This window comes from Rickettsia felis URRWXCal2, from assembly GCA_000012145.1.
Taxonomy (GTDB): Bacteria; Pseudomonadota; Alphaproteobacteria; order Rickettsiales; family Rickettsiaceae; genus Rickettsia; species Rickettsia felis.
In genome coordinates this window covers 1,026,312-1,041,304 of record CP000053.1, presented here as the reverse complement: position 1 = coordinate 1,041,304, position 14,993 = coordinate 1,026,312, and the positions used below count along the sequence as shown (strand labels likewise).

Here is a 14,993-nt window from a genome sequence, read left to right as displayed (position 1 = left end):
CAGATCAAAAAATATGAAACTACGACGCCAATTTTTCAAATTATAGTAAATTAATTAGAATTAGGTGCGGTTTATATGAAATATTTTATTTTTTTAAGTGTGTAGCGAATACCGCTAATGCTAACCCATTTACGGTATGAGATATGCTCTTAAAAAATTAAAAGATAATGTAGAAATTGTGCCTAATTCTAATTAATTTACTATAAACGAGTCTAGACAAAGCCGTTAACTTGATGCTCCCAAAGTTCCCTAAACTTACCCTTTTCCTTACGAACGAGTTCCCTAAAAGGGCCGTCTTCTACGATTTTGCCTTTATCCATAACAATAATTCTATCCATATGCTTGATAGTAGATAATCTGTGAGCTATAGCAATTATAGTTACATTCTCAATATCAAGCATTGTGTTAATAGATTTTTGTACCTCTTGCTCTGTGTGGCTATCAAGACTTGAAGTTGCTTCATCTAAAACCAAGATTGGAGCGTTTTTAAGAATAGCACGAGCAATTGCTATACGTTGCCTCTGTCCGCCACTTAGCTTTACTCCTCTCTCACCGACAATGGTGTTATATTTTTCCGGTAAACTTTCGATAAATTCATGGATATTTGCAGCTTTGGCGGCATTTTCTATTTCATGAGGTAAAGCATTCTCTTTTGCATATCCGATATTCTCACCTACTGAGTGATGAAAAAGCATAATATCTTGAGGAATTAGCGATATCTGCTCCCGTAGACTGTCAGAGGAAGTATCGTAAATACTTTGGTTATCGATTATAATATCACCGATTCCGGCTTTAAAGTTCTTTAACAATAATGCAATCAAAGTAGATTTACCGCTACCTGAATGCCCGACAATACCTACTTTCTCACCGGCTTTTATATGCAAATTAAGAGACTGAAATACAGCGTCATTCAGAAAACTTGATACAGGTGAATTTTTTGAGTCAAGCCTGTGCTCACGTACTATTGTACGCTCCGCAGGCTTGCTCTTAAATTCATCCTGTCTGAAGCTTTCTGAATTTAGCTGCTTACTATTATCATTTACGTAAGAAAAAGATACATCCTTAAATATAATCTCACCTTTGGAGATTTTTAATTCAGCAGCATCTTCTTTATCTATAGTATCTCGTGGGATTTGCATGATTTTAAAGCTCGATCGAAAGCTAGCTACATCTTCTAAAAAGTCTTTAACTTCCATAGTAGTATGCCACGAATTTTCAGCAAATAAAAAAGTAAGCGGCATAATAAAAGCGATATCACCAATGCTAATCTCGCCTAAATTACGTAAGTAAATTACATATACAAAAACTCCTATCAAATATATCCAATATACTAAACAGAGTATTATAGAGATAATGGAATCATATTTATAATATTTAATTGTTAAAGGATTATGTACGTTATGGTAGTAATCTTGTACTTTATTTAATTCTCGCTTTTTTGCGACAAATGAAAAAATAGTAAAAATGTTTGTGATACAGTCAGCCACTATACCGAATAAATTATACCAAGAATCTTGCTTAGCCTGTTCCATTTTAGCAAGTTTGGTAAAAAAATGTAATGCAAGCGGTAGATAAAGAGCAGTAAAGGCAATAATAACAGTAAATATTTTAATATTAGTATAGGCAAGAGTAATCCCTGAAAATAGTGTAATGAGTAGAGGTTTGCTTAATTTCCACTCAATAGCTTGGTGCATTTTATAATAATTATCACCTATGCCCCGTACTCTTCCGACTATAGAGCCGGAAAGATTATTCTGAAAATAAGTATACGGCAAATGAAAACAGTGATTACAAATTTTATTCATAATGCTTTGAAAGATATAAGGCATTGCTTTAAGTTGTGCAAAATTATGAGTCCGCCAAGCTACGTCAAGTATAGCTTGTGCCATTACAAAAAACATTATCGGTTTATAGCTTTGTGCAAATGTAATTTGTTCATTTTGGGTAAACAGATCAAGCAAAAGCTTTACGGCATAATTATATAAAATAGGATGAACACCATTTGAAAACGGAGCCATCATCATAATAAGATAGCAATATTTATACGGCATTATAACCGACCATAAAAAAGAGACGGGATGAGATGTTGTTTTCATAAATAAATTTGTTAAAAACTTAAAGAAAAATTATACTTATAGCAAAAAGCAGTGAAGTATATCAAATAATCTTTAATTCTACAATATTATTATGCAACCGATATTTACATTTAGAGTGGTAAATTTTACCGAAAAAAATTTATCTATTCTTATAGCAGATAGCATAGGTAATCCTACTACTGAAAAAATTAGCCAAGTATTAGAAAGTTATAAAAATACTAAGCTGCATCTTATCGGATGTTTTATAGAAGAAAACTTAATTGGTATAATTGGAATTGAAGTATTATCTATACAGGCTATAATTAGGCATATTAGCGTATTAAAAACTTTTCGATCTCAAGGAATTGGAAAACAATTAATTTTATATATAATTAGTCATTTTACTTTAAAGAAAATAACAGCTGAAACTGATGATAGTGCAGTAAATTTTTATCGTGCTTTAGGTTTTAATTGCGAAATATTTGAAGGAAAATATAATCAGCGATATAATTGTACTCTTCATTTACAGTAAACAATTACTTCGTTCCACTCATTACGTAATTTAGTCTGATATTCTAAACTATCTAGATTTTTATCTTTCCAAAGTCCAAAAGCGTTTTCAAATGCTTTATTATTGTGATCATTACTAGCAATGTAACTAGTTAAAGCTTGCCCAATAATTTTATCTCTTGATATTTTTTTTCTTGGATAGTTGATCTAGAATTTTAATTTGCGAATCAGCTATATTAATAATAGTTCTCATATAAGCTCCTTAGGATTTTTCCTAACTGGGATATCATATCCCTATGATACATATTATCATTATTTTATATCACATTTTAGATTTAAAATCTACAAATACTTCTCATTCTCTTTCTTAATTAACGCTATTAACTGCTCTATCGATAATACTTCCTGGTCGGTAGTTCCGAGTCTTCTTATCGTTACGTGTTTATTTTCTTTTTCCTGCTTACCGATTACGGCAATCATCGGTATTTTTTGATTAGAAAATTCACGAATCTTATAGTTAATTTTATCAGGTGAGATATTAATATCCGTTCTTACGCCATTATCAATTAAAGCTTTTTGCACTTCTAAAGCATAATCGTTTAAATCGCTGGTGATTGTTGCAATAGCGACTTGTATAGGAGCAAGCCAAATAGGAAAACGTCCGGCATATTCTTCAATCAATATACCGATAAAACGCTCAAGCGAGCCAAGTATTGCCCTATGGAGCATTACCGGTCTTTTTTTCTCACCGCTTGCTGCAATATAGCTAGCATCGAGTCGCTCCGGCAAAACAAAATCCATCTGAAGCGTACCGCATTGCCATTGCCGCCCTATCGCATCTGTTAATACAAACTCAAGCTTCGGTCCGTAAAATGCCCCCTCACCCGGGTTTAGCGTATAAGTGAAACCTGCTTTTTCCACTGCTTCTTTTAAAGCATTCTCAGCTTTATCCCAAACTTCATCACTACCTGCTCTAATTTCGGGACGATCAGAGAATTTTACCTTTATATCGGTGAAGCCGAAATCTTTATAAACTTCAGTAAGTAGCTTACAGAAACTAACCGTTTCATCGGTAATTTGCTCCTCCGCACAAAATATATGAGCATCGTCTTGCACTAAGCTACGCACTCTCATTAAACCGTGTAATGCACCGGACGCCTCATTACGATGACACAAACCAAACTCCGACATACGAAGCGGCAAATCACGATAGCTCTTAATACCTTGTTTGAAAATCTGCACGTGGCAAGGGCAATTCATCGGCTTTAAAGCTAATGTCTTGTCATCTGTTTCTAACGCGAACATATCTTCACGAAATTTTTCCCAGTGTCCTGAAGCCTCCCAAAGGCTTTTATCCACCAAAACAGGAGTCTTAACCTCAGTATAACCGTTTTTACGAATCTTTTTCCTAATATACTGCTCAATGGTATTATATATACTCCAGCCTTTATCATGCCAAAATACCATACCTTGAGCTTCTTCTTGAAAGTGGAATAAATCAAGCTCACGCCCAAGCTTTCTATGGTCACGCTTTTCGGCTTCTTCAAGCATAAAGAGGTAATTATCTAGTTGCTCTTTCGTAGCCCACGCCGTACCGTATATACGCTGCAACATCTCATTACGACTATCACCTCGCCAATAAGCACCCGCAACTTTCATCAACTTAAAATGCTTAACAAAACCTGTAGAGGGAGCATGCGGACCTCGGCATAAATCAATAAAACTACCCTGCCTGTATAAAGTAATCGGCTCACCTGCCGGAATTGAAGCAATAATTTCGGCTTTATAATGCTCCCCTATCGATTTAAAAAACTCAACGGCTTTATCACGATCCCATAATTCTCTAGTAATTTGTTCGTTTCGCTTGACTATTTCATGCATTCTTGCTTCTATCATTGCCACATCATCCGGTGTAAATGGCTTATCCTTAGCAAAATCGTAAAAGAAACCGTTTTCAATTGCAGGACCGATAGTTACTTGAATATCAGGAAATAATTCTTTAGCAGCTTCAGCTATAATATGAGCCGCATCGTGCCTTATTATCTCGAGACATTCAGAATCTTTTGCAGTTAAAATACGAAGCTTACAATCATTTTCAATTATAGTACTTAAATCTTTAAGCTCACCGTTTATTTCAGCAACCATTGCTGCTTTAGCAAGCGACATTGAAATTGCATTTGCTACTTCAAAAGCCGTAATATTCGACTCAAACTGTTTTACGCTCCCATCGGGAAAGGAAATATTTATCATTTTTATTCTAACTTGTTTTTTAAAAACTCATAATTTTAAGGATTATAGTATAATAATAATCTATTTAAAAGGATTAAGGTAGGCAATTTTAAAAATTTATAGATGTGATATTTTTGCTTCTATTGAAAAATATGTTGCTTTAAGTAACGTTACTATCAGCATTAATATTTATAAAATTTAAAAAAATATATATGCACTAGTAAGTATTTTTATATTTATAGCATTTCAACTTTTTGTGTAATTTTACACTTGCATATTATGCTGGTTTAAGTTATTAATTATAAATCAATAACAGCATATAGGAAGCATAAAAATGAGAAAACAACCATTGTATTTTAATTTTACTAAAAATAATCTTTTAAAAATCGAACCCCCTAGAGAGAAAAGAACCCTTTACAAAGATACTAAAGAAAAAGGATTGGTACTTATAGTATCTTACGGTGGCAGTAAAACTTTTTACCTAGCCCAAATGGTAAAAGATGAATATAAAAGGATCAAACTAGGTCGTTTTCCTGATTTACCTGTTGAAGAAGCAAGATTAATGTCAACACCGGTCGAAAAATGATACAGATATTTAATAAGCATCGGCTGAAAAATGATACAGTATCATAAAAAAAATTATCTGATATTTAAGTCATAAAATTATCCTCCTGTTTATTAATAATTTCTATTGGCACAAGACCAGTCTTCTTTTTATCCTTAAGCCTGAAACTATCACCTTTAATATTGAGTATAGTGGAGTGATGAAGCAGACGATCTAAGATAGCAGCTGTAAGAGCACTATCCTGAGCAAGACTATTATGCCATTGTCCAAATGGCAGATTACTTGTAAGAATTATGCTACCCTTTTCGTAACGCTTTGCTATAACTTGAAATAACAGATTAGCTTGTTCCGGTTTTAACGGCAGATACCCAAACTCATCTATTATAAGTAATTTATATGGTAGTATAACTCTTTTGAATATGGAGTCCAGGTTTCCCTGGTTTAGCCCAGCATTAAGTATAAGCATCAAATCTGCAGCTGTTGTAAATTTAGTTTTGATTCCGCATTGTGTTGCTGCATAACCAAGGGCAATAGCTATATGGGTTTTTCCTACTCCAGAAGGACCAAGCAGAATAATATTTTCTTGTCTTTCTACAAAAGACAGAGACCTTAAACCTTCCAAAACCTTGTGTTTTATTCCTGTAGCAAAATCATAATCAAAATCATCCAGCGTTTTGATAGCAGGGAAGCCTGCCATTTTGGTGAGTATTGATTTACTCCTGTGCTGTCGTGCCAATAGCTCTGTTTTTAATATTGACTCCAGGAAATCCGTATAACTTGAGTCTTCTTTACTAGAGGATTGTGCAATATCAAGATAATTTTCAGCTATCTGCATAAGGTTTAAAGAGTGGCACAGCTCTTCTATACGTTGGTGCTGCAGGTTCATAATGCCTCCAGTATACTTTGGTATATGCAGAGGGAATGTTGTAAGGAAACTGTAGAAAATCGTTCCCCTTTATCTCTCATAATCTCTAGTACTGTAGGATGACTACCGCTATAATCCAATGGTAGTGGTTGAAGATGATTCCTTTCAAGTTTTAATCTTTCTGCAGGTATTGCACCTGTTGTTCTATGTACACGCAGATTTGCAGTATCACGTAACCATTTTAGTACCTCCGAATTTGCAGTATCCACATCTAACACCAACTCTGAAGTTTTTAATTTTGTTACTAATGGATTATAAAAGCTTTCTCTTATATATCTGTTAAATCGCTCAACCTTGCCCTTAGTCTGTGCTCGATAAGGTCTACACACTTTTAATCGAAAACTATAATGTTTTGCAAAATCCAGCATGCCTTTATTAAAACGGTGTATCCCAAGGACCATATGTATCCCTATCCAGTATTACTGTCTTCATATTGTCATAAAGTACTTCTTCCGGTACTCCGCCAAAATAATCAAATGCTCGCTTATGGCATTCTATTAGTGTTATAAGTTTTTCATTGTTAACAAATTCTATATAGCTTGCTCGGCTAAATCCTAATGTAGCCACAAAAGCTGATAGAGGATCTTTCCCCTTACGAAATTCTATCCAATCCACTTGCATCTGTTTACCAGAAGCAGTCTCAAATCTTATTATATCCTCCTGTTTAGCTACTGGCTTGATACTTCTTAAATAATCCCTTAGTTGGGTTATCCCTCCTGTGTAACCTAACTCTTTTATCTCCTGAAACAGTACAGTACCAGGTAGAGATACAGGATGGGCTGATTTTATTCTTTCACTCAAGTAGTCTTTATATGGGGCAAGCTTTGTTACCAACTCCGACCTATCCTTATATTTAGGGCTACCATCATATTTTAAATATTTACGTACTGTATTTACTGATACTCCTACTTCTCTTGCTATACTTCTTAGGCTCTTACCATGTTTATTCAATATTTTTATTTCCATTATTTGCTCCAGTATTATCATTATTCATTACCTCCTTATCCAGAAGATATTACTTTAATACTGTATCAATTTTCATCCGTTGCTCTGTATCATTTTACTTCCGTTGCTAACAAATTATATATGTAAGATAAATTATCAAAAACTTTAGATATATCATTTTGTCTTTTTAGATGATACTTAATGGAAGAAAGAAACATAGCAACAGGTATAATATGATTATCTTGTTTCCCACCGTTACCACTTCTGATCAATGTCTTGGGGTCAATGACCAAAACCCCATTGCCATCTATTTTAACATCTATTTGTTGTGTTAATAATACCGACTTACCTTTTATCTCTTCTAAGAGCTCCTTTTGTTTCTGGCTTTTTGGATTCACTCTGTCTCTCCTGTCAGCGAAATAGCAGCTTTATCATTATAATCTTCTGTATTAATATTGGAGCTACTTGGTTGATGTGGCATTATATCGGCCTTAAATATTTCTAACTCTTTTTTGTTAATTACCACCGTATCTATATAATTATTAATTGATATTTGTTCCAAAATTTCTTTATGAGTTTCTGTGTAAGCTCCTGGTTTAGCGAATTTAATAGCATCAAGTTTTGTTTTATACTGCTCAAAATTATCTTTATTTAGTTTGGAATATTGTATTCTTAATTTCATGTGCTCCATAACCTGTTCAATACGTGCACTAGTTATACCTAAATCATTGTACATCCTAGCACCAATAATGCCTACGTCTATTTCTGTAAGAATATCTTCTATGTAACTAGAAATATCTTTTACTTGTTTATAATTAACGAACGGTATTACATCTAACTTCCAATCTAAGTTTTTATATAGGTGTATTAAATACGCACTCTCAACTAATTCTTTGTTACTGAGATTTATTACTAAAAAATGTTGTGCATTTTTATTCTGCCCTGAGAGATACAACTTTATTTGCTCAATCAATTCACCTGTTGCAGGACTATGAAGTGTATCTTGATCCTGCTTATCTACATGACCTAAAAACACTTCTACATTTTTGTTTGTACATATATTGAGTATCTTTTCAATATTATTCTTATTATATTCAATATTTATGTTCTGACTTTGTGCAGATGCATCCTCTTGTTCTATATTATCTAATTTGTTAAATTTTCTTTTAGTCATTTTTTTTCCTCTTCTAAATTTAAACAATAATTTTTTAGAATTATTTAGCAATGTCAATTAAACTGAGATGATTCTATTGAGGAGAAAACTAATCTTTGAAGAGAATAGATGACTTTGAACTTACTAATGGAAGATAAGATTTTTTAGCAATTCTGAAAACTTGATAGGAGCTCTTTTCCCAAGGATTTTAGTTAAGCAGTATCTAAGAAAAGAACCATCTTATTCTAAATTTGTATGGTTAGCTATCTAATGATTCATCTTACGTGTTGAGTAGTATATTGTCTTTAATCCTTCTTTTATCGCCTTCTCATCTATTATTTATCTTGTATTAATCAGCTTTGATATAAAATCTTCTTATGGTTGAGTAATAGAGAGTTTCTTTAAGTGTACTTTTGCTGTTGTAAAACCAAAATCAGCCATAACATCATGTGTGAGATGCACATTTTCAGTGTTTCTGTATCTCATAAGCAAGCAATTCTTGGCTTTTGCTGTATTGGAAACGGTATACGATCCATAACTTATAATCTAAAAAATAAAGTATCTGCTCTGTACGTCTTACATAAAGCTAAAATCTTATATCTGGTACAGTTATCTATAGCGGTATACTGGATATAAATTATTAGCTATTTTGTATATATCCATTTGTACTCTTTCTCCTGGGAATTTACAGTTACATTCCTTAGATTGCTACGATAACTTTTATACTAATTACTTTCTCAGCTTCAAAGAACCACTGTGTAAATCAGTTTTCTTGTAAGCCATACATAGATTCTAGCATAACTCTTGTAATAAAGAATTCTTAATTCAATTATTTCATTATTTAGAAAGCCTATTTTATCTTCCTATGACCTTTTTTTCCTTATTTTTATTGTTTCCAATATAACGTGATTGATTATTTTTTCCTGCTCCTTCTATAGGGGTAACACCTTGTTGACTAAGTGTACTGGCAGCTTTTTGTAATTTTGCTTTATCTTCATCACTCAATGCATAAGAACCTACTGAAGAGTCTGAAAAGTCTGCCCCATCTTTGCCTAATTTATGGTATTTCTTATTATCTTTCTTTGTTAAAAGATCAAATACATATAATATCTTTTTCTGTAAATCTTCATCTTTATAAACAAAATCTGGTGCTTTCCAATATTCATAGGCTTTACCATGATTTCCCCTAACAATCTCAGATTCTTCAAGTTCTTTGCCGGTTAGTGCCTCTATGGTTACCTGACAACTAAGACAACATAATTTTGTTATCCCTATATACTCACTATCTAAATCATTCTTCAGTATTTCAAGATTGTTATTATTCTGCTGATATATTTCTTGCAATATTCTCATTTCGGCATGGATTTTTTCTTTTTGACTATTCTGGTTATTTAAATATTTTATTTTACCGTCTATTATTGCTTGTTTAACTTTATTAGAAAACTTACTCATTTCTGGATCAATAAAGTCTGCTGCTACTTTCTTGATATCTTTGAGTGGATGTCGTATTATACCAATAATCTTATGTTCTTTTTCAAATGATTTAGTATTTTGAGCACTCTTAATACATTCTGAACAAAAATCACAAAATTTATTCAGTTCTTGTTCTCCTTGAAATAATTTGGTAAGTTCATTTATATAATCAGTCTGCTTTTTTTTATTATTACATGGGGCTTTCATTATTCCTGGCCAAGACAATAATTTTTCAATGTTATTATATAATGCCTTTACTCTCTTTTCAGAACTGTTTTTTAAAGTACTAATCTCTTTTTGTTGATTAATTAATTGTTTGATAAATGGTTTCCAACTTGATTTAACATACAATCTAAGTAATTCATCCTCTAAACATTTCCCATTTTTTCTGTTATCTTTAGAAAAATCTTTTACAGTGTCTAAAACTTCTTTAGCTAATTCATTACCGCCACTATTACTAGCTATTAATATAGTATCATTATAATATCTTATAGCTGAGCAAATATTATCTCCTGTAACAAGCCTAGCTAGTGAATCTAATCTCCTTTTAGATACTTCTGGATTAGTACTAGTACGATTTCCTGGTGTTCCTTGCTTTATTTTTGATAAGGATACAATATGACTATATATTTGCTCCATATTGTTGTTGCTACTATCAGAAATTTGGTTGTTATATAGCCTATCTGTTGTTTTCATTTTTATTTGTTATTAAAACTATGTTGTATTTTAAATTGACCCCATCATTTTAGTTAATTTCTAAGCTAATGGTAATATAAATAAAAATTGCTATAACTTTTGTGCATATCTTTTTAATTTATTGAGATCACTCCTGAACCATATTAATCTTACTCCTGAGAGGATACTAGTATTTCGGATTTCTTTAGTTCGTTTGATACTCCTAGCTGATCGTATGCTGGATATTCTATTGGGCTTTGTTCGGAAGGGTATGTATTGTGATCTTTTAGACGTAATTATCCTATTTTGACTGCAACACACTTACCAAATGAATTCCATAAATTTATAATATTGGTAATAACAATTGCTTCACGTTTTTGTGATGATATTTTTTTAGTTAATATAGATGAACCAATACATCTCTTAATTCTTGAAATTTGAGCTTCAATTAGTGCCCTAACTCCATAACAGTATTTTTTATAAAATGCATAAATGTTACTTTTTTACTAATATAACGTACAACCTTATCATGCCATATAGTGTTATCTTGACCATATATTTTAGCATTACGTGGGGGAGGAATTACTGGAGTAATACCACGATTACTCAATTTCTCAACTCCTTCAATACTATAGTAAGCACCATCAGCAATTACTCTATCTGCTGATATATTCCCTGGTATTAAGTACTCTAACATCTCTATATCAGCAGTATGGCAATCAGTAATCTCAACATTATGAATATTCATTGCAGGATCTATAGAAATATGCATCTTCTGCCATGGCTTATTCTTACAGACTTTATTGTATTTCGTTGCATACCAGTTACTAGCTGTATTAAATCTAAGACCTGTGCTATCTAGTATCAGAGATATAGCTTCGCCATTCTTGATACGACCAGCAAGTTTATTGCAAAACTGTTTGACCTCTAATGGTATCTGTGAAAATAAATCACATAGATGACCAAAACTTGGTACTGGAATCTCAAGACCCTTGCCCCGCCATAGATCCTCAAAGTAACCTGTTATTTGACGCTGCCCAAAACCAAATAAACGATATAATGTATAAATTAGTTGTATATATGGTACTTGGTATGTCGTTGCCCTCCCAGATTCTCCCTCTACGTAAGGTTGGGCATTAATGAACAAAGACTCTAAATCACCTTCAGGGAAATACAGGCTGACCATCCCTCTTTTTCTTAAACTATCGTTATATTGTGACCAATTGGTTATTTTATATCTCGGCTTATCTATTTTTCTTGGCAAACCTGTTTTTGTTCTTTCTTTGTATGGCATTTTTAATTTATAACTTATCTATTCCAGAATATTATATACTATTCCCTCTATACTTTATAGATGCTTTTAATACCCTTCCGAACAAAGCCGTTGCTTGCGGCGGGGATTTCTTTTAATGTTTATGTTGTTAACTTATTCACTTCTTCAATAGGTAAGTTAGTAGATTTTGAAATTATATAATTATCTATACCATGTTCTAAAAGTTTTTTTGCTACATTAATTTTAACTTGATCACTTGTCTCTTTTAATCCAGAATACATGGATATTATTTTTTCCCATTCATCATTAAGCAAATCTAATTTTGCTGATCTAATTTTATTTAATTCTTTAGGAATAGTTAAAGAATAACAAAGTTCTTTTTTTTCTGTTATTTGTAAATCACATTTTCCAAAATGGGCAAAAACTATTTGATAAAAATCTGAATTTACATCCCTTAATTTTAATAACAAAGTATTTATAATTTCAGGTGTTACCTTAACAGCATTAAATATTACTGTAATTTTTACCGCTTTTCTTATAGCTTTCATTTTATCTGTAAAGCTTAAATCATAGCATATTTCTGTATCATCGATCTTTATTAGTATAATATCTTGAGTTAAGTATTTGATACCAGTTTGAATAAAAAGTTCAATAATTTGTTTAATTAAAATTGCATCTAGATAGATATTTTCCGTACTATCACTATTAAATTGAAATAAGATTTTTTTATTAAACAATAATGGTTTTTGCTCATCCACAATTTTTTGTAAAAAATCACGTAAATTAACTTTATCTAGGTTAATTTTTAAATTATGTTGTAATTGAAATATTACTTTATGTAAATATTCCCCCCCTTCATTAATTTTGGATACTAATTTTGAAAGATTTTTGCATTTTTGTATGATTTGTTTAGGTTCTTTACATTGTTGTATATCTTGATTCAATAACTGAATTTTTTGATTTAAGCTTTGGAATAAACTTATGCAATTTTGATCAATATTGTTAAAAAATTCTGTTCTATACTGTAATAATTTTAAGAGAGTTTTTTTTCTTTCTTCATTTTGATGTGTAAGTTGATTTAAAAAAAATGCTATCAATTCTTTTTCTTTTTCTTTTGGGATAATAAAAGCAACTATAATTGTACTAATAAGTAAACATATATATGTAATATAAAAATAACTTATTGTAATCTTAATGGGAAGATTAGGTAATATAAAATGTTCACAAATCTGAATACTACAAAATATGCCAATAATTAATGCAATAACTGCAACTTTCCATCTTATAAGCATAGCTAATACTACCGTATTTAAAGCAAAGATAATTAGTTGAGATGTAGCAAAGTTATTAATAATAACAAAAAAACTACTACATAAGGTTAAAAGAAAAAATATACTTATGAACCAAACCATCTGTTTTAGTTTTTTATTTAACCTTGCAGGCCATATAGGGTAGCAAATAAATAAAGCAGCCATAATTAACATTATTTGAAATATAGTAGTTAATAGTTTTGATTCTACAGCTAATACAAATATTTTTACTGTGTAAATACTTGCTATGGTAGAGAAGAAAACAAAAACACCGAAAAAACTATAAGTAAGATTATTTTTAGGAGTATTATTTTCTAAAAATTTAGTTAAATTAAACTTAGTAAAAGAATGATAAATACTAATAATTTTCCTTTTTCTTTCATCTTGAATAGCTTTTAAGGTATAAGAATCTTTTATCATGCCCCATCCACCGGGCTGTTTTAATAAATAATGGCTACCAAACAGGAATAATAAATTTGCAATTATACCAGGAATTACACTATCTATACCTGTATTCATAAAGAATATACGCCAAATAACAACTGTTATAAAACCGGCTATCATGCCAATTAACACAGCTTTACCACTACTTCGGAATCCAACTACAGTAAAAACAAATGGTACAGTTACAATAGGCATGTAAAAACTTGCTGACATAAGCATTATATCAAGAATATTATTTTGTAAAATAGCAAGAAAAATTCCTAAAACACCAATTATTATTGATGCCAATCTGCATATAAATAGATTATCAGAATTACTATCTTTATTCATTATGTCAGAAGCTACAAGCATAGATGCAGCATTGATATGCGAATCTGCAGTAGACATAATAAGAGCCGCAAGCCCCGATACTATAATACCTTTCAGCCCTGGATAAGAATAGTTATCAATAATATATCCAAGCATTAAATTAGGTTGTAGTGTGGGGTTAACTGAATATAGAAATATACTAATTAATGCTATAAAAATTTTCATTAATAACAAAATTAAAGTTGCAATTAAAAATGCTTTGCGTAGTTGAAAAATATTTTTCGCAATAGCAAAACGCTGAAAATATGCAGGATAAAATGATGGTAATGCAAAGTACAACGAAAGAGTAATAAAAATGAAAAATTCTTGAGAACTATTAAATATATCACGGTGATTAAGTAAAGGAGAATTTTTTAGAATATCAATTATATCTTGAGAGGAATGTCTCCATATAGAGAATCCTAGAATTGGGATAAAGGCACAGAAAGTAAAAAATTGTAATACATCTGTAAAAGTTACAGCTCTTATTCCACCAAAACAAGAATATGAGACAACTATTATTCCACTGATAAATATTGTATATGCTACGGGGACATCAAAAAAATGTCCTATTAAGCCACCAAAAACTTTGAGTTGTATCCCAATAAAACCTACAGAGACAATTAATCCAGCAATTGCTGTAATAAGTTTTACATATTTCCCATATATATTACCCATTGCTGTAGCTATAGAAGTCGCACCTAAAAATTCACCCATACGTGGAACAAGAATATAGCAAAAAAGAAAAGAGAGGCAATTAGCAATATCAGCAATCAAAAATTTAAAACCATCCGTATAGGTTTTTTGTAGAACATTAGAAAACATTCCACCTCCTACCCAGGTAGCTACTATCGTTGCCACAATATCACTTGTCCTAAAATCTTGCTTTCCTACAGCATATTCTTTAACTGTATTAATTTTTCCTGATGAAAATATACCAACTGTAAGATTGGCTAAAAGAAAAGTAATTAGAATTATTATATCTACATTCATTAATTTTACCTTCTAACTAAGTTAGTTTGTAATTGATTTCCAATTCTAGTAACTAGTGAGATTCCTAGATAAGGA

Annotated in this window: 10 protein-coding genes and 3 pseudogenes; 2 read left to right on the top strand and 11 right to left on the bottom strand. The window is 31.4% G+C overall.

What is annotated here, in order from left to right; genetic code table 11:
* Positions 1-212: 212 nt before the first annotated feature.
* Positions 213-2,096 (bottom strand): ATP-binding cassette domain-containing protein, encoded by a 1,884-nt coding sequence (locus RF_RS09160; RefSeq protein WP_011271299.1) that lies wholly within the window; start codon positions 2,094-2,096, stop codon positions 213-215.
* 91 nt (positions 2,097-2,187) lie between these two features.
* On the opposite strand from RF_RS09160, the gene RF_RS08155 reads away from it, so the two are divergent.
* Positions 2,188-2,607 (top strand): GNAT family N-acetyltransferase, encoded by a 420-nt coding sequence (locus RF_RS08155; protein ID WP_011271298.1) that lies wholly within the window; start codon positions 2,188-2,190, stop codon positions 2,605-2,607.
* Here the strand turns inward: RF_RS08155 and RF_RS11565 are convergent.
* Both RF_RS11565 and thrS read right to left on the bottom strand, forming a co-directional pair.
* Positions 2,595-2,838, bottom strand: a pseudogene (locus RF_RS11565) (hypothetical protein). The gene RF_RS08155 and the pseudogene RF_RS11565 overlap by 13 nt on opposite strands.
* 89 nt (positions 2,839-2,927) lie before the next feature.
* A complete protein-coding gene (thrS, locus tag RF_RS05240) occupies positions 2,928-4,835 on the bottom strand; it encodes a threonine--tRNA ligase (protein ID WP_011271297.1) in 1,908 nt (635 codons plus the stop codon).
* A gap of 313 nt (positions 4,836-5,148) precedes the next feature.
* Here thrS and RF_RS05235 point away from each other — a divergent pair, with 313 nt between their 5' ends.
* Positions 5,149-5,400, top strand: coding sequence for an Arm DNA-binding domain-containing protein (locus RF_RS05235; protein ID WP_011271296.1), 252 nt, complete (start codon positions 5,149-5,151; stop codon positions 5,398-5,400).
* A 64-nt stretch (positions 5,401-5,464) separates the two neighbouring features.
* Here RF_RS05235 and istB read toward each other — a convergent pair whose 3' ends face one another.
* The 8 genes and pseudogenes from istB to RF_RS05200 all read right to left on the bottom strand — a co-directional run bounded on the left by istB (position 5,465) and on the right by RF_RS05200 (position 14,918).
* Entirely contained in the window at positions 5,465-6,265 is an 801-nt protein-coding gene (istB, locus tag RF_RS05230; RefSeq protein WP_011270406.1) for an IS21-like element helper ATPase IstB, read from the bottom strand.
* Positions 6,262-7,291 (bottom strand): annotated as a pseudogene (gene istA / locus RF_RS05225) (IS21 family transposase). The gene istB and the pseudogene istA overlap by 4 nt, the downstream one beginning before the upstream one ends.
* 68 nt (positions 7,292-7,359) lie before the next feature.
* Complete coding sequence (locus tag RF_RS05220; RefSeq protein ID WP_011271295.1) at positions 7,360-7,647, bottom strand: hypothetical protein; 288 nt, start codon at positions 7,645-7,647, stop codon at positions 7,360-7,362.
* Positions 7,644-8,423 carry a hypothetical protein gene (locus RF_RS05215; protein ID WP_011271294.1) on the bottom strand — a complete coding sequence of 260 codons (780 nt, stop codon included), beginning with the start codon at positions 8,421-8,423 and terminating at the stop codon, positions 7,644-7,646. Before RF_RS05215 ends, RF_RS05220 begins: the two co-directional genes overlap by 4 nt.
* Positions 8,424-9,257: 834 nt before the next feature.
* The gene (locus tag RF_RS05210) at positions 9,258-10,571 is read right to left on the bottom strand and encodes a nucleic acid/nucleotide deaminase domain-containing protein (RefSeq protein ID WP_011271293.1); all 1,314 of its coding nucleotides are present in this window, start codon (positions 10,569-10,571) and stop codon (positions 9,258-9,260) included.
* Between the two features lie 108 nt (positions 10,572-10,679).
* A pseudogene (locus tag RF_RS12030) lies at positions 10,680-10,801 on the bottom strand (IS481 family transposase); the annotation flags it as partial.
* Positions 10,802-10,998: 197 nt separating this feature from the next.
* On the bottom strand, positions 10,999-11,844 hold the full coding sequence (locus RF_RS05205) for a transposase (RefSeq protein ID WP_011270718.1): 846 nt from the start codon (positions 11,842-11,844) through the stop codon (positions 10,999-11,001).
* Between the two features lie 119 nt (positions 11,845-11,963).
* A complete protein-coding gene (locus RF_RS05200; RefSeq protein WP_011271292.1) occupies positions 11,964-14,918 on the bottom strand; it encodes a sodium:solute symporter family transporter in 2,955 nt (984 codons plus the stop codon).
* Positions 14,919-14,993: the final 75 nt, after the last annotated feature.

Excerpts from the sequence above, each read along its gene's own strand:
- RF_RS09160 (WP_011271299.1), bottom strand. The coding sequence starts at position 2,096 with ATGAAAACAACATCTCATCCCGTCTCTTTTTTATGGTCGGTTATAATG.
- RF_RS08155 (WP_011271298.1), top strand. The coding sequence starts at position 2,188 with ATGCAACCGATATTTACATTTAGAGTGGTAAATTTTACCGAAAAAAAT.
- thrS (WP_011271297.1), bottom strand. The coding sequence starts at position 4,835 with ATGATAAATATTTCCTTTCCCGATGGGAGCGTAAAACAGTTTGAGTCG.
- RF_RS05235 (WP_011271296.1), top strand. The coding sequence starts at position 5,149 with ATGAGAAAACAACCATTGTATTTTAATTTTACTAAAAATAATCTTTTA.
- istB (WP_011270406.1), bottom strand. The coding sequence starts at position 6,265 with ATGAACCTGCAGCACCAACGTATAGAAGAGCTGTGCCACTCTTTAAAC.
- RF_RS05215 (WP_011271294.1), bottom strand. The coding sequence starts at position 8,423 with ATGACTAAAAGAAAATTTAACAAATTAGATAATATAGAACAAGAGGAT.
- RF_RS05210 (WP_011271293.1), bottom strand. The coding sequence starts at position 10,571 with ATGAAAACAACAGATAGGCTATATAACAACCAAATTTCTGATAGTAGC.
- RF_RS05205 (WP_011270718.1), bottom strand. The coding sequence starts at position 11,844 with ATGCCATACAAAGAAAGAACAAAAACAGGTTTGCCAAGAAAAATAGAT.
- RF_RS05200 (WP_011271292.1), bottom strand. The coding sequence starts at position 14,918 with ATGAATGTAGATATAATAATTCTAATTACTTTTCTTTTAGCCAATCTT.